The following is a 14,930-nucleotide window of genomic DNA, read 5'->3' as shown; positions in this document are numbered from 1 at the left end:
ACGCCCCTGAACGCATGTGCATGGATGGCCCGTTGCCGCGTCGATCGATTCGACGCGGCAACGCCGCGCTCAATTCGCGTACTTGAACTCCGGCAACGCCTCGAGCGATTTCTTCGTCGCCTCGGGCAGCACGACGCGCCGGTTGTCGATCTGCAGATCGTTGAACGGCACGGCGACCAGATGCTTGCCCATGCCGAGAAAGCCGCCGACCGACAGGATCGCATACGTGGTGCGCTCGGTGCCCGGCGACACGATCAGATCGTCGAGCGTGCCGATGTTGTCCTTGTTGCGGTTGTACACGTCCGCGCCCGACAGCTTAGACGCGCGATAGCCGCTCGCGAGCTGCACGACGTCCGTGCGTTTTTCGGTGATCGCCTGCGGCGCGCCTTGCGCGAACGCGCTGCCGCACGTGCCCAACGCGGAAATCAGCGTCATGGCGGCGAGAAGCGATGCGCAAGCGGCCAGCGGTGTGATCTGCGTGTTGCGCATCATCTGTTCTCCCGGTTTGGTGTGGTGGCGTTTCGACGGCGCGCAATGCGTGCGCCTTGCCGGTATGCTGCAAATCTCATGCCGCGACTTTGAGCTGAGGGAAAGCGAGGCGGATCAGGCCCATAAGTTGCTACACGCACCGGCGCGCTGCTTGCGCGCGGTGCAATCTCCGGCGCGCGGGCCTCGAATGCCTACACTGGAACAATGAGCAGCAAAGAACACGTGGAAAGGCAGTTGAAAAAAACACATGCATGACCCTGAGATACCAACCTCCTTGCAGCCACTGAGAACACCTATGTCATCCCCAGCCAGCTACTCGACGCGCATTGCCGAAGGCACGCCTTTTCCGCTCGGCGCGACATGGAACGGCAGTGGCGTCAACTTCGCGTTGTTCTCCGCGCACTCAACCAAAGTCGAACTGTGTCTGTTCGATGAAACTGGCCAACACGAACTCGAACGGATCGAGCTGCCCGAATACACCGACGAGGTATGGCATGTGTTCGTACCGAATCTGAAACCGGGTGCCGTCTATGGATTTCGCGTGCATGGTCCCTACGAGCCCGAAAACGGGCATCGCTTCAATCCGAACAAGCTGCTGCTCGATCCATATGCGAAGGCGCACATCGGCGAGCTTATATGGGCGCCGGAAATCTTCGGCTATACGCTCGGCTCGGAAGAGCTCGACCTGTCATTCGATGAACGCGATAGCGCGCCTTTCGTGCCGAAGTGCAAGGTGGTCGACGCGAATTTTTCGTGGAGCCATCCGGAGCGCAACGCGCTGCCGTGGGAGCGCGTGATTCTCTACGAGACGCACGTGCGCGGCTACACGAAACGTCATCCGCGGGTGCCCGAGCGTCTGCGCGGCACGTTCGCGGGTCTGGCGCAGCAGCCGGTGCTCGACCATATCCGCAGCCTTGGCGTGACCTCGGTCGAGCTGATGCCGATCCAGACTTTCGTCAACGACAGCCATCTGCTCGACAAGGGTCTCACGAACTACTGGGGTTACAACACGATCGGTTTTTTCGCGGCCGATCCGCGCTTTTTCGCGTCATCGACCGAGTCGGTCGGCGAATTCAAGGAGATGGTCGACCGTTTTCACCAGGCCGATCTCGAAGTGATACTCGACGTCGTGTACAACCACACGGCCGAAGGCAACGAACGCGGCCCGACGGTCTCGTTCAAGGGCATCGACAACGCGTCGTACTACCGGCTGATGCCCGACGAGCCGCGCTACTACATCAACGACACCGGCACCGGCAATACGCTGAACCTGTCGCATCCGCGTGTGCTGCAGATGGTGACCGACAGCCTGCGCTACTGGGTCACCGAAATGAAAGTGGACGGTTTCCGCTTCGATCTCGCGACGATCCTCGGCCGCGAAGATCACGGTTTCGACGAGGGCGGCGGCTTTCTCGACAGCTGCCGCCAGGACCCGGTCCTCTCCAGCATCCGGCTGATCGCCGAGCCGTGGGATTGCGGCCCCGGCGGCTATCAGGTGGGCGGTTTTCCGCCGGGCTGGGCCGAATGGAACGATCGCTTCCGCGACACCGCGCGGGCTTACTGGAAGGGTGACGAGGGCACCGCCGCCGATCTCGCGACGCGCGTCACCGCGTCGGGCGACAAGTTCAATCATCGCGGCCGGCGGCCGTGGGCAAGCGTGAACTTCATTGCCGCGCACGACGGCTTCACGCTGAACGATCTGGTCTCGTACAACGACAAGCACAACGAGGCAAACGGCGAGGACAACCGCGACGGCCATTCGGACAACAAGTCGTGGAACATGGGCGCCGAAGGACCGACCGACGACGCCGACATCCGCCAGCAACGCGAGCGCCAGAAGCGCAATCTGCTCGCGACGCTGCTGCTGTCGCAGGGCACGCCGATGATCCTCGCCGGCGACGAATTCGGCCGCACGCAGCAGGGCAACAACAACGCGTATTGCCAGGACAACGAGATCAGCTGGGTCGATTGGGATGCGATCGACGACGACGGCCGCGCGCTGACCGAGTTCGTGCGCAATCTGACCACGTTGCGCCATCGTTTGCCGGTGCTGAGGCGCGGCCGTTTTCTGACTGGCGAATACAACGAGACGCTCGACGTGACCGACACGCGCTGGCTATCGCCGGACGGCACCGACATCTCGGGCGAGCAGTGGGCCGATCCGGCGATGCGCTGCTTCGGCCTCGTGATCGACGGACGTGCGCAGGCGAGCGGCATTCGCCGTCTCGCGTCCGACGCGACCTTGCTGCTGGTGCTGAACGCGTACCACGACGTCGTCAACTTCACGCTGCCCGACATTCCCGAGGGCGATTTTTGGACCTGCCTCGTCGACACCAACATGCCGGTGCGCGCCGAGCTGCCGCAATTCAGCGCGGGCGATGCCTACCAGGTGACCGGCCGCTCGCTGCTGCTGTTCGCGCTCGAAGCGCCGAGCCGCGCGACGCAGCGCGTGTTCGACCGCCTCGAAGTGCAGTTGACTTCCGACGAAGGCGACGTCGCGCCAGGCTAGTCCCCGCTGGCGAGCGACGCCAGTCCCGTTGCAAAAGCGGGCCGCAGCACAGGTACAAGGTTTGCTCGTTCTGTTGTTGACGATACGCACGCGTCTGCGATCTTCGCCACGGCAGGCGCGCGCACGCAAACGGCCAAGCTGGAGTGAACAAATGGAACAGGAACCGAGCGTCGACGAGCAGATCCGCATTCGCGCCTACTATCTGTGGGAGCAGGCGGCCGAGCCGAAGGGCACGCCCGAGCAATACTGGGAGCAGGCCCGCCGTGAGATCGAGAAGGAGGCACCACCGGTCGAGAGCGGGCCGGTGTCGGGCGATTCGATGAAATAGACATTCCTCAACGGGATTGAGTAATAAGACTCCGAGCCGGCGAACCGCGTGCGGCTCAGGGACCGTTTTTCCATGCCCGATCTTCGCTCCGCAACATGAACGACACACCCGAGCCGCACGGCATGAGCACCGCCGCGCGCATTCAGGCGGCCTCCACCGCATTTGGTATCGAGGGCCTCGTCACGTTCGGCGTCGGCGTGATCGCGGTCGCATGCCTGTACGTCGCGAGCGCGGTGATGATTCCGATCACGCTCGCGATCCTGTTGAGCTTTCTCGTCGCACCGCTCGCCGATGCGCTGTCCCGGCTCAAACTCGGCCATGTCGCGTCGGTGTGCGCGGCGGTCCTGATCTCGGTGTCGGTCATCGCGCTGCTGTGCGCGGTAATCGCCACGCAGCTGACCGATCTCGCGGCCGGCATGCCGCGCTATCAGGCGACCATCCAGCACAAGATCGACACCGTGCACAGTCTGACGATCGGCAAGCTGAACCGTTTCGCGAGCGAGGCAGGGCAGGCATTGCAGCGCGCGACGATCGAGCCGCCGCAGCCGCGAGCGCCGAACGGCGCGGCGGCCGCGGCGAGTCCGCAGGCGTCGGCGGCGGTGCCGGTGGAAGTGCGCGAGCCCGTGCCGACGCCGTTCGAGCTCGCGCGACGCGTGCTGTCGCCGGCCATCAGTCCGTTGGAAACCGCGTTCATCGTTTTCGTCGTCACGATCGTGATCCTGCTGCAACGCGACGACCTGCGCGATCGCGCGATCCGGCTGTTCGGCTCGCGCGACCTGCACCGCGCGACCACGGTGATGGACGAGACCGCGCGACGCCTGAGCCGCTACTTCGTGTCGCAACTCGGCGTCAACACCGGCGTCGGCGTCGTGATCGGGACGGGGCTGTTTCTGATCGGCGTGCCGAGCCCGATCCTGTGGGGCATTCTAGCGGCGCTGCTGCGGCTCGTGCCCTACGTCGGCATCTGGATCGCTGCGATACTGCCCACCGCGCTCGCCGCCGCGGTCAGTCCCGGCTGGGCGATGGCGATCTGGTCGCTGGTGCTGTTCGTGGTCGCGGAACTGGCGGTGGGGCAAGTGGTCGAGCCGCTGCTGTATGGGCGCAGCACCGGCCTGTCGCCGTTTTCGGTGGTGGTCGCGGCGATCTTCTGGAGCTGGATCTGGGGGCCGATCGGGCTGATCCTGTCGACACCGTTGACGCTGTGTCTGCTGGTGCTCGGCCGGCACGTGCGGCGTCTCGAGTTTCTCGACGTGCTGCTCGGCGATCAGCCCGCGCTGACGCCAGTCGAAAACTTCTATCAACGCGCGCTCGCCGGCGATCCGGATGAAGCGATCGAGCAGGCCGAAGTGCTATTGCGCGACCGCTCGCTGTCGGCCTACTACGACGAAGTCGCGATCAAGGGCTTGCGGCTCGCGGCCAATGACCTCACGCGCGGCAGCGTGACCAGCGCGCAACTCGCGCGCATCGAGTCGACGACCAACGACCTGGTCGACGGCCTCGACGGCTACGAGGATCGCGAGCCCGCGCCGCTCGCGACGCAGGCGAACCCTGGCGCGGTGGGGCCGCTGGCGTCCTCCGACGAAACGCAGGCCGCGCGGGCGATGCCACGATCGGCCGACGCCGCGAACAGCGGCATCAGCACCACTGCGGTCACGCCCGAACAGATCCACGGCCCGGAGCAGGGGGCGTTCAGCCAACCGTCCGCCGCCGCGCCCGTGTTCGCCTGGCATGCGCCGACGAGCCGCGTGTTGTGCCTGCCGGGCCGCGGCCCGCTCGACGCACTCGCGACGATCATTCTGCTGCAGTTGCTCGGCAAGCACGGCTTCGCGGCGCGCTCGCTGCCGCACGAGGCGGTGTCGCGCGCATCGATCGACAGCCTCGTGGCGGACGACGTGGGCATCGTCTGCCTTCTGTATCTGCAGATCGACGGCATTCCGTCGCATCTGCGCAATCTGATCCGGCGCATCCGCACGCGCTTGCCGAATGTGTCGATCGTGGTCGGCCTTTGGACACCCGAGGAACTGCAGCAATGGAGCGCGGAACAGCAGGAATCGGTGGAAGCGGAGCGCGCCGTGACGTCGTTGCAGCAGATGCTGGCCGCGTGCCGTCTCATCGATGCGACGCGAACGGTGATCGCGGAGCCCCAGTTCGAGCATGGCTGAAGCCTTGCGGCAGCGTGGCTGGCTATCCGCCGCTGCCTGACGGCGTCGCCGCGCCCGTTGCTCCCGCCGCATCGGCATCGCTCTGCCAGCCGCCGCCTAGCGCCTTGTACAACGCCACCAGGTCGGTGCTGACCTGGGTCGTGCCCTGAGCGTATTGCTCTCGTGCCTGCGCGAGCTGCCGCTGCGCATCGAGCACGTTGATGAAGCTCGTCAGGCCCGTGCGATAGCTATCGCGCGACAGATCGAACGAGGTCTGCTGCGCGGTGACGCTGTCCGCGAGCGCATCGCGCCGCGCCTGATCGGTGCGATAGACGACCAGCGCGTTGTCGACGTCCCTCAGCGCGCTGAGCACGGTCTTGCGGTAATCGAGCGCGGCTTCGGCCTGTTGGGCCTTCGACATGCGCAGATTGGCTACCAGCGCGCCGCCCTGGAAAATCGGCAGCGACACGGTGGGCCCGAACGAATAGAACAGGTGCGACCAGCGCGCGAGATCGCGGGCATTCGTCGCGCGCATGCCGGCCTGGCCGGTCAGCGACACGTCGGGGTAGAACTGCGCGACCGCGACGCCGACACTGGCCGTTGCCGCGTGCAGATTCGCCTCGGCGCGGCGGATGTCGGGCCGGCGCCGCGCGAGCGTCGACGGCAAGCCTATCGGCACGACGGGCGGCACCGGCGGCACGGTTTGCGGCGTGCTCAGTTGCGCTTCGAGCGCGCCGGGCGGCTCGCCGATCAGATACGCGAGCGCGTTGAGCGACTGGGCGATCTGCTGATCGTATTGCGGCAACTGCGTTTTCGTTTGCGCGAGCTGCGCCCGCGCGCTTTGCACGTCGAGCTCGCTCGCGAGCCCGACCTTCGCCTTGTTCTGCGTCAACTCGACGGTCTCGGCTTGCTGCTCGACGAGGCTCGTCGCGATGTTGTGCAAGGTTTGCGCGCCGCGCAGCTGCATATAGGTCTGCGCGACCTCGGCTTCGAGCGACAGCAACGCGTCGTTGCGGCTCTCGTACGCGGCCTCGGTTTGCGCGTTCGCGGCCTCGACCGAGCGACGCACGCGGCCGAACAGATCGAGCTCCCAGGTTGCGTCGAAGCCGACCTGCCACAGATTGATCGGCGCGCTCAGCTGGTCGAGCAGGTTGTTCGCGCCTTTTTGCAACGCGGCGCCCGCGCCCGGTGCGATCGCATTGACGGGCGAATTGGGCGCGCCGAGTTGATCGACCTTGTCGTAGGCGCCGTTCTCCTGCAGAAAACCTTTGAGGCCAAGCTGCTCGCGCTGATAGCTGCCGGTCGCGCGCAGATTCGGCAGACCCTGCGCGGCCGCCGATTGGACCTGGGTGCGCGCTTCGACGATGCGTAGCACCGCTTGCTGCAAGTCAAGATTGCCGAGCGCGGCGCGCGCGATCAGCGCGTCGAGCGTCCGATCGTTGAAACTGCGCCACCAGCGCGGGTCGGGATCGGTGTCGAGGGTGGGCACCGAAGCGACGTTCGGCCTCGTTACGGACGCGTCGCTCGCGGCGGCATTCGCCGCGGTGCGCTGCGTATCGTGCCACTGCGCCGGCACGTCGGCGTGCGGCGCATGAAAGTCGGGGCCGACGGTGCAGGACGCGAGCAGAGCGGACATGCCGACGACGACACAGGCAATCAAACACGTGGCGGGTTCGGGAAGGCCGCGCTTCAAACCAGGCTTCACTTCAATGTCCTCCGCCGCCGGACGCCTTGGCCGGTGAAAAGAAAATCGTGATCGGAATGCACAGCGTGCAGAAAATCGCGAGGAACGCGAATACGTCGACATAGGCGAGGAACGTCGCCTGCGAGATGTACGTGGTGTACAGATGACCGTTCGCCGTTTGCAACGCCTGAGAAAGCGGCATGCCATTGATGTCCGCGATCGTCCGGGCGTTGCGTTGCAACGTATCGTTGTAATTTTGTGAAAGCGGCGACATGAACTCCGACAGATGCGCCATGCGCGCCTGCGTGCGCTCGCGAACCATCGCGGTCGACAGCGAGATACCGATCGAACCCGCGACGTTGCGGAACATCGTGAACAGCGCGGACGCGTCGTCGTTCAGTCGCGGCGGTACGGTCAGATACGCAAGCGTCGTGATCGGCACGAACAGGAAGCCGATCGCCAGCGACTGCGCGCTGCGCATCTTCACCAGCGTGAAGTAGTCGATGTCCGGCACCAGTGTGTGCGAATACGCGAGCGCGCACGCGAGCAGCCCGAAGCCGGTGGCCACCAGAAAACGCGTCTGCACGTGCGGCATCATTTTGCTGATCAGCGGAATTTCCATCGTGATCAGCACCGCGCCCGGCGACAGCACGAGGCCCGCGAGCATCGCCGTATAGCCGAGCTGCTGTTGCGCGAGCTGTGGCACGAGCACCGCGCTGCCATACAGAATCGTCGCGAACGCGGCGATCGTCACGCAGCCGAGCGCGAAGTTGCGGTCCTTCAGACAGCGCAGATCGACGACCGGCTTCTTCGTGTACAGCAGCCAGTACGTCGCACCGACGATGCCCGACACCGCGAGCACCGCGAACGTGCGAATGAAGTTCGACGAAAACCAGTCGTCGTCCTCGCCGCGATCGAGCATCACCTGCAGGCAGCCGAGGCCGATCGCGATCAAAAAGATACCCACGTAATCCACCGACACGCGCAGATCGCCCTTGCGTTTCCACGGCGGATCCTCGACCAGTTGCATCACCGCGAGCGAGGTCAGCACGCCGAACGGCACGTTCACGAGGAACACCCAGCGCCACGAAAAGTTGTCGGTGATCCAGCCGCCGAGCGTGGGTCCCAGCACCGGCGCGACGACGATCGCGACCGCCGAGATTGAAAACGCGCGGCCGCGCTGCTGCGGCGGAAACGTGTCGAGAATGATCGATTGCTGGTTCGGTTGCAGTCCGCCGCCGAAAAAGCCCTGCAAACAGCGGAAGATGATCAGCTGCCACAGATTGGTCGCAATGCCGCATAGAAACGAGCACACGGTGAACGCAATGATGCAGACGAGGAAATAGCGCTTGCGCCCGAGCAGCCGACCGAAGAAACCCGAGATCGGCAGCACGATGCCGTTGGCGACCAGATATGAGGTCAGCGTCCACGTCGCTTCGTCGTAACTGGCAGACATCGTGCCCGCGATGTGCGGCAGCGCGACGTTGACGATGGTCGTGTCGAGCACTTCCATGAACGCGGCGAGCGTGACGACGATCGCGATCAGCCACGGATTCGCGGATGGCTTCCAGTTCGACGCATCGCCGGGCGACGCCTCGCCGGGCGCGTCGGACGCCGTCATTTCAGGTACACCTTCGGCGTGACCGACAAGCCCAGCCCGAGCGGATGATCGCGCGGCAGACCTTCGTCGATGATGATCTTGACCGGTACCCGCTGCACGATCTTCACGAAGTTGCCGGTTGCGTTTTCGGTCGGGAACGCCGAGAAGCGCGAGCCGCTGCCGAGTTGCACGCTATCCACGTGGCCGCGCAGATCGAGCTTCGGATACGCGTCGACGTCGACTTCGACCTTGTCGCCGGGGCGGATGCGTTCGAGCTGCGACTCCTTGAAGTTCGCGGTGACCCACACCTGCGGCGTGACGATCGAGAACAGCGACACGCCCGCGCTCAGGAAGCTGCCGAGCTGCACGTTGCGCCGCGTGATCCAGCCATCCGATGGCGCGCGCACCTCGCAGTACGACAGATTGAGCTGCGCCTGTTCGAGCTGTGCCTCAGCCTGATGCACCTGCTGGCGGCGTTCGTCGACGGCGGCCTCGGCCTCGCGCAACCGCTGCGGCACGAGGCTCGCGGTCCGCTGCTGCGCGCGCGCCTGCTCGAGGCTCGCGTTGGCCGACTGGCGCTGTGCGTCGGCGGTATCGACGTTCTGCTGCGTGGTCGCGCGCGGATCGACCGTGTGCTGACGCTGCCAGGAGGCTTGCGCCTCGCGCAGATTCGCTTCCGCCGACGAGGTTTGCGCCTTCGCCTGGCGATACTGCGCCGGATACTGCACGCGCGCGATGTCGAGCTGCACCTGCGCGGCGTTCAATTGCGCCTTTGCAAGACCAAGCTGCGCCTTCGCCTGATCGACCTGCGCCTGGTAGTCTCGCTTGTCGATCACGAGCAGTAGGTCGCCCTTGTGCACGAACTGGTTGTCGTCGACCGCGAGCGTCACCACGTAGCCGGAGACTTTCGGCGCCATCGTGATCGCGTTGCCATCGGTGTAGGCGTCGTCGGTCGTCACCTCGTTGCGCGTCGCGAACCACCAGACGAAGCCGACGATGCCAATCAGGATCACGACCGCGCCGAGGATGATCAGCGGCTTCTTGCCGGGCGTCTTTTTCTGCTGACCGTGGTCGCCGTTGTCCTTGTCGCTGTTGCCGTTGCCATGTTTGCCGTCAGCGCGGCCTTGGTCGCCGCGTTTGCCGACGCCATCGCGTTCGTCGTTGCCGTCGCGGCGATCATCGCCGTGCGGCGCATCGCGCCCGAATGCCTCCTGCCCGGTGCTGGCCGAGCCGGTCTCGTCTGACATGGTGAGTCGTTTCCGTCGTTCCAGTGGGTTGAGAATAGGGGAGTGCAATAGACGCCATCCGCGGCCGCCGCGAACACAGTGATGGGCGAGGCCGCGGGCGCTCGGCAAGCGCGGGCGGCGCGAACCGCTGCCACGCGGCTATTGACCGGCGGGCTTGTCGTGCCCGGCCTTTGCCTCGTCCTGCTCCGGCTCGATCCTCGTGGTGCCGCCCGTCGACGGCGGGTCGCTAGCCGGGAAGCTGTCTTCGACCTGCTTGTCGATCTGCTTTTCGCTCTTTTCCGAGTGAGGATGTTTTTCCTTGTGTGTCGTCATGGTGACTCCTTAGTCAAGGTTGAACAGCAACACGATGGGTCACGACGCCGCCGCTTCCGGCGCGCCGATGATCGCGAGCGCGTCGGCCCGCGACAGCCCGCCGCGCAACGCGTCGGAAAGCCGTGCGGTCAGCGCTTCGCGCTCGCAGGCGAACACCGCGTCGACGTGGCCGTCGCGCACGTACAGCGCGATGAACTGGTGACGATCGAAGTCGCCATCGACGACGATCTCATCCCACTCGCTCGCGTGGCCGAGGTATTCGAAGTTCTTGCCGTAGTGATAGGTCCAGAAGAACGGCACGTCGGCATAGCGATTGCGCACACCGCACATGTTCTGCGCGGCGATGCGCGCATGCTGCTGCGCGACGCGCCAATGCTCGATACGCACCGGCTCCTGGTTCTCATGCAGCGTGAACACGGCGATATCGCCGGCCGCATACAGACCGCACGCGGCGTTCATGCCGGCATTGACGACCACGCCGCCGTCCTTCTGCAACGGCAGTCCTTCGACAAAGCCCGTAGCCGGCGCAACCCCCGTACCCAGCAGCACGACGTCGGCCGCGATGGCCTCGCCGCCGGCGAGCATCACCGTATGCACATTGCCTTCCTCGCCCTCGAGCGAGGCGACCTTGGCGTCGAGATAAAACTTCACGCCATTGCTTTCGTGCAGCGCGCGAAACATCTGGCCCGCGCGCTCGCCGAACTGCTTCGCGAACGGCACCTTGTCGCGCGAAATCACGGTGACGGGCACGCCGTGCTTGCGCAACGCGGACGCGACTTCGAGGCCGATGAAGCTGCTGCCGAGAATCGCGACGCGGGTTTGCGATGCATCGTCGCCGAGCGCGTCGATCAACGCGGCGGCATCGTCGAGGTGTCGAAGCACATGCACGCCGCCGAGTTCGCAGCCGGGCATGTCGGGCACTTTCGGCACGCTGCCGGTCGCGAGCAGCGCGGTGTCGTATTTCAGCGGCTCGATGCTCTGCTCGCTACCACCCGCGCCGGCTTCGAAATGGATCGTGCGCGCAGGCACGTCGAGCCGCGCGACCTTCGCGACGATGCGCTCGATGCCGTGCGTGTGCAGCCAGTCGGGCGGCAGCAGCGGCGGCACGTCGGCGGGCGTCATTTCAAACGAGGGGACGAATTTGCTCAGCGAGGTGCGGTCATAGGGTGCGTGCGCTTCATCGCCGATCAGCGTGATGCGGCCCTCGAAGCCGAACTCGCGTAACGCGGCACAGGCAGCGGCGCCGGCCGCGCCCGCGCCGATTACCACGTAGTGCTTGCGTTGCGCGGTGGCATCGGGCGGGGATGTGTGCGCCGCCGGTTCCGGCGCTGCGATTTTTTCCGCCGACACGAGCACGTCGTCGCCATCGAGCGTGACCGGGTAGCGATCGAGCGGCAGCAGCGCGGGCGGCTCGAGCACGTTACCGGTCGCGACGTCGAACGTACCCTTGTGCCACGGGCAGATAATGCGGCCGTGGCACAGCGCGCCCTCTTCGAGCGGGCCCCCGGCATGCGGGCAATCAGGCGAGTACGCGCGTACGGCGTCGCCATCGCGCACCAGCAGAATCGGCGTGCCGTCCACGATCACGCGCACCGCGCGGTCCGTTGGTAATTCCGAGAGCCGCGCGACGCGGCGGGCAGTCGTGGACATGGTGAGGCCTCGCGCAAGAAAGAACTCGCGCAGCGCACGCAAACGCGTCGCGAGCGGTGACGGAAGTAGGCTTGCCATCAAACAGCAATAAGGCAGCAATCGCCGTGCCCGGACGCGTCGGCGGAGGGATGCCGTGAAGCCGCTTGGGAAGATGGGCCGAGTTGCGGTAAATTTCGAGACAGGGGAATTAGCGCGCGAACAGCGGCGTGCGAATTCACAGGCAATGCCTTCCCTGACCGTATGCAACTTTGATGGAGCAGGTGACCGTGCAGCGTGCAGAACGTGTCGCAGTCGATGTGCCGATGCCGTCACGCAACTTCGCGGCGACGCAGCGCATGCTGCTGATCTTGCTGGCCGTGTCGATCGTGTTTCCGTTGGCCTGCCTCGTGGGCTACGGCTACTTCGACTACCAGCGCCGCATCTCCGATGCGAACGATATGCTCGACCGCCTCGCGCGCGTGGCGCAGGAGCAGGCCGTCAAGGTGCTGGATTTGAACCGGCAGATGGCCTCGCGCGTGATCGAGCTGCTCGGCAATTCCGACGACGCGCAGATCCGCGCGCGCGAGCGCGAATTGCACGAACGTCTGCAGAGCATCGGCGGCGACTATCCGCAGGTGGCGTCGATCTCACTGCTCGGCGTGAACGGCCAGTTACTTGCGTCGAGCCTCGCGTATCCGGCGCCGGCAGTGACGATCGGCTTGCGCGACGACTTTCTCGCCGCAAAGGCGATGCGTCCGCAGCCGTATTTCTCGCTGCCGATGTTCGGCGCGCTGTCGAAGGTCGACGTGTTCACGACCGCGATCGGCCGAACGGGTACGGACGGTCAGTTTCTCGGCGTGGTCACGGTGGCGCTGCGCAACGAATATTTTTCGCGCTTCTATCGCGAGCTGACCAACGGCGATCCGTCGCTCGCGCTCGCGCTGTACCGGCAGGACGGCAATCTGCTGGTGCGCTATCCGCCATGGCCGGTCGGCGCGCGGCCGTCGATGCACAGCGCGTTCATGTCCGCGTTGCGCGACAAAGAGCTGTTCGGGCACGTGCGTCTGAATTCGACCGTCGACGGTGTCGAGCGGCTGCTCGCGTTTCGCCGCGTCGGCGACTATCCGTTGTATGTGATGAGCGCGTACGCGACGTCGTCGATCATGGCGGCGTGGCGCACGCACTTTATGTTGATCGCGGCGCTGACGGCGGTGCCGTGCATCGCGATCTGGGGGCTCGTGCTGTATTCGCTGCGTCAGCTCGAGGCGGAGCGGCGCGCGTGGGAGCGGTGGCAGGGCGAGGTCGCGATGCGTCTGTCGGCCGAGGCGTCGAGCCGGCAACTGCAGCGCATGGGCGCGCTCGGCAATCTGGTCGCGAATGTCGCGCACGATTTCAACAACCTGCTGATGGTGGTGTCGGCGAACACCGAGCTCGCGCGCCTCAAGCATTACAACGATCTCGAGAAGGAAGTGCATGCGGTCGAGCGTGCCACCGCCACGGCCGAAGCGCTGACGCGGCGTCTGTTGAGCGTCGCGCGCAAGCAGCCGCTGAAGCAGGAGCCCATCGAGCTTGCGCGCTGGCTGCCGGCCGCCGAGCCGCTGATCGACGCGGCGCTCGGCGACACGATCGAACTGGCGTTGCGCATGCCGGAGAACCTGTGGCAGGTGCTCGTCGATCCGACCGATCTCGAGTTCGCGATCGTGAACATCGCGATGAACGCGCGCGATGCGATGCCGCGCGGCGGACGCTTCGTGATCCGCTGCCAGAACAATCGGCTGGTCGGCAGCGATACGCTGCTGCCGGACGGCGAGTACGTGCTGATCGCCTGTTCCGACGACGGCGAAGGGATGCCCGAATCGGTCGCGCGACGCGCGTTCGAGCCGCTGTTCACGACCAAGCTGCGCGGCTCGGGCACCGGCCTCGGGCTCGCCCAGGTGCTGTCGATGTCCGAGCAGGCCGGTGGCACCGCGAAGATCGACAGCGTGCTGGGCAGCGGCACGACGGTGCGGATGTTTTTGCCGCGCTATCTTGAGGGCGCCGCGCTGGCCGGCGCCGATGCGCGCCAGCCGCTGCCGACCGCGGCCGGGGCTGTGCTGCTCGTCGAGGACAACGAGGACGTCGCGGCCGGCGTGACCGCGGTGCTCGAAACCTTCGGCTGCGAGGTGCATCACGAGCCGACCGCCGACCAGGCGTTCGACGTGCTGAGCGCCGGTGAGCGCTTCGAGCTCGTGCTGTCGGACATCCAGATGCCGGGCAAGCTGAACGGTATCGACCTGGCGGAGAAGATCCGTAGCGCGTGGCCGTCGCAGAAGATCGCGCTGATGACCGGTTACGCCGACGAGCTCGACCGCGCGCGTCGGCTCGGCATCGCGATACTCGCGAAGCCGTTCAATATCGACGAACTGCATGCGCTGGTGGCTTGCGGCACCTGAAGCCGCGGGACCGTTCGTCTATCGCGTCCATGGGCTTTTCCTGGCGTGCTGTGCTGCGGCACAGCCCTTGCTGAAAAGAGCGCGAGGTTTGCGCGTGCGGTCACCGCGCGCCCACTTCCTTTCGACACTCTCGACACCCAGGAGAATCGCCATGAAAATCAGACACGCAGTGCTCGTTTCCACCTTGCTCGCGGCTTCGTCGCTCGCAATGGCCCAAGGCGCCGGCGGTGGCGCAGGCGGCGGCGGGGGGCCGGCCGGCAACGACCCGAACACCAACGCCGCGACCTCGACACGCGAGGGCGGCGATGCGGGCGCGACCGGGACGACCACGCCTTCGACTCACCATCACATGAAGAAGCATTCGAAGTCGAAAAAGCCCATGACCGACTCGACGAATATGCCGGGCGCTGACGCGAGCAGCGATACGAAGGGGCAGTAAGCGCAGGGTGTCAAGGCAGAAGGGCGGCTGGAGTCGCGCGTCGGGGTGTGACCCGGCGTGTCGGCTCCTGCCGTTTTGTACATAAACGTGATGACTGGCGATTCGCAATCGCTCGCCAGC

11 protein-coding genes are annotated in these 14,930 nt (G+C 65.5%); 5 read left to right on the top strand and 6 right to left on the bottom strand.

The features are described 5' to 3' along the window. Nucleotides 1-69: 69 nt before the first annotated feature. Nucleotides 70-492 carry a PRC-barrel domain-containing protein gene (locus HDG37_RS11115; RefSeq protein ID WP_184046964.1) on the bottom strand — a complete coding sequence of 141 codons (423 nt, stop codon included), beginning with the start codon at nucleotides 490-492 and terminating at the stop codon, nucleotides 70-72. A 292-nt stretch (nucleotides 493-784) separates the two neighbouring features. On the opposite strand from HDG37_RS11115, the gene glgX reads away from it, so the two are divergent. The 3 genes from glgX to HDG37_RS11100 all read left to right on the top strand — a co-directional run bounded on the left by glgX (nucleotide 785) and on the right by HDG37_RS11100 (nucleotide 5,488). Further along, nucleotides 785-2,998, top strand: a complete 2,214-nt coding sequence (gene glgX, locus HDG37_RS11110; protein WP_184046962.1) for a glycogen debranching protein GlgX — start codon at nucleotides 785-787, stop codon at nucleotides 2,996-2,998. Between the two features lie 151 nt (nucleotides 2,999-3,149). Beyond that, nucleotides 3,150-3,326 carry a DUF2934 domain-containing protein gene (locus HDG37_RS11105; protein ID WP_184046959.1) on the top strand — a complete coding sequence of 59 codons (177 nt, stop codon included), beginning with the start codon at nucleotides 3,150-3,152 and terminating at the stop codon, nucleotides 3,324-3,326. A gap of 95 nt (nucleotides 3,327-3,421) precedes the next feature. Next, the gene (locus tag HDG37_RS11100) at nucleotides 3,422-5,488 is read left to right on the top strand and encodes an AI-2E family transporter (protein WP_184046956.1); all 2,067 of its coding nucleotides are present in this window, start codon (nucleotides 3,422-3,424) and stop codon (nucleotides 5,486-5,488) included. A 22-nt stretch (nucleotides 5,489-5,510) separates the two neighbouring features. Here HDG37_RS11100 and HDG37_RS11095 read toward each other — a convergent pair whose 3' ends face one another. From HDG37_RS11095 to HDG37_RS11075, 5 genes are all read right to left on the bottom strand, one after another. After that, nucleotides 5,511-7,103 carry an efflux transporter outer membrane subunit gene (locus HDG37_RS11095; RefSeq protein ID WP_260334604.1) on the bottom strand — a complete coding sequence of 531 codons (1,593 nt, stop codon included), beginning with the start codon at nucleotides 7,101-7,103 and terminating at the stop codon, nucleotides 5,511-5,513. 70 nt (nucleotides 7,104-7,173) lie between these two features. Next, on the bottom strand, nucleotides 7,174-8,772 hold the full coding sequence (locus tag HDG37_RS11090; RefSeq protein ID WP_184046953.1) for a DHA2 family efflux MFS transporter permease subunit: 1,599 nt from the start codon (nucleotides 8,770-8,772) through the stop codon (nucleotides 7,174-7,176). Next, nucleotides 8,769-9,998: an HlyD family secretion protein gene (locus HDG37_RS11085; protein ID WP_184046950.1), complete on the bottom strand. Its 1,230-nt coding sequence runs from the start codon at nucleotides 9,996-9,998 to the stop codon at nucleotides 8,769-8,771. Before HDG37_RS11085 ends, HDG37_RS11090 begins: the two co-directional genes overlap by 4 nt. 138 nt (nucleotides 9,999-10,136) lie before the next feature. Next, nucleotides 10,137-10,310, bottom strand: a complete 174-nt coding sequence (locus HDG37_RS11080) for a hypothetical protein (protein WP_184046947.1) — start codon at nucleotides 10,308-10,310, stop codon at nucleotides 10,137-10,139. 39 nt (nucleotides 10,311-10,349) lie between these two features. Next, nucleotides 10,350-11,960: an FAD-dependent oxidoreductase gene (locus HDG37_RS11075; protein WP_184046944.1), complete on the bottom strand. Its 1,611-nt coding sequence runs from the start codon at nucleotides 11,958-11,960 to the stop codon at nucleotides 10,350-10,352. A 266-nt stretch (nucleotides 11,961-12,226) separates the two neighbouring features. Here HDG37_RS11075 and HDG37_RS11070 point away from each other — a divergent pair, with 266 nt between their 5' ends. Together HDG37_RS11070 and HDG37_RS11065 are read left to right on the top strand one after the other, a co-directional pair. Next, complete coding sequence (locus HDG37_RS11070; protein WP_311541210.1) at nucleotides 12,227-14,371, top strand: response regulator; 2,145 nt, start codon at nucleotides 12,227-12,229, stop codon at nucleotides 14,369-14,371. A gap of 151 nt (nucleotides 14,372-14,522) precedes the next feature. Then, the gene (locus HDG37_RS11065; RefSeq protein WP_184046938.1) at nucleotides 14,523-14,810 is read left to right on the top strand and encodes a hypothetical protein; all 288 of its coding nucleotides are present in this window, start codon (nucleotides 14,523-14,525) and stop codon (nucleotides 14,808-14,810) included. The last annotated feature ends 120 nt before the right edge of the window (nucleotides 14,811-14,930 follow it).

It is taken from the genome of Paraburkholderia sp. MM5384-R2 (assembly GCF_014201025.1).
Taxonomy (GTDB): domain Bacteria; phylum Pseudomonadota; class Gammaproteobacteria; order Burkholderiales; family Burkholderiaceae; genus Paraburkholderia; species Paraburkholderia tuberum.
Note: the sequence above shows the minus strand (reverse complement) of the source record. Positions and strands in the feature narration are given on the sequence as shown.

Coding starts and splice junctions, on each gene's coding strand:
- HDG37_RS11075 (WP_184046944.1), bottom strand. CDS start 11,960: ATGTCCACGACTGCCCGCCGCGTCGCGCGGCTCTCGGAATTACCAACG.
- HDG37_RS11100 (WP_184046956.1), top strand. CDS start 3,422: ATGAACGACACACCCGAGCCGCACGGCATGAGCACCGCCGCGCGCATT.
- HDG37_RS11065 (WP_184046938.1), top strand. CDS start 14,523: ATGAAAATCAGACACGCAGTGCTCGTTTCCACCTTGCTCGCGGCTTCG.
- HDG37_RS11095 (WP_260334604.1), bottom strand. CDS start 7,103: ATGTCCGCTCTGCTCGCGTCCTGCACCGTCGGCCCCGACTTTCATGCG.
- glgX (WP_184046962.1), top strand. CDS start 785: ATGTCATCCCCAGCCAGCTACTCGACGCGCATTGCCGAAGGCACGCCT.
- HDG37_RS11105 (WP_184046959.1), top strand. CDS start 3,150: ATGGAACAGGAACCGAGCGTCGACGAGCAGATCCGCATTCGCGCCTAC.
- HDG37_RS11090 (WP_184046953.1), bottom strand. CDS start 8,772: ATGACGGCGTCCGACGCGCCCGGCGAGGCGTCGCCCGGCGATGCGTCG.
- HDG37_RS11085 (WP_184046950.1), bottom strand. CDS start 9,998: ATGTCAGACGAGACCGGCTCGGCCAGCACCGGGCAGGAGGCATTCGGG.
- HDG37_RS11080 (WP_184046947.1), bottom strand. CDS start 10,310: ATGACGACACACAAGGAAAAACATCCTCACTCGGAAAAGAGCGAAAAG.
- HDG37_RS11115 (WP_184046964.1), bottom strand. CDS start 492: ATGATGCGCAACACGCAGATCACACCGCTGGCCGCTTGCGCATCGCTT.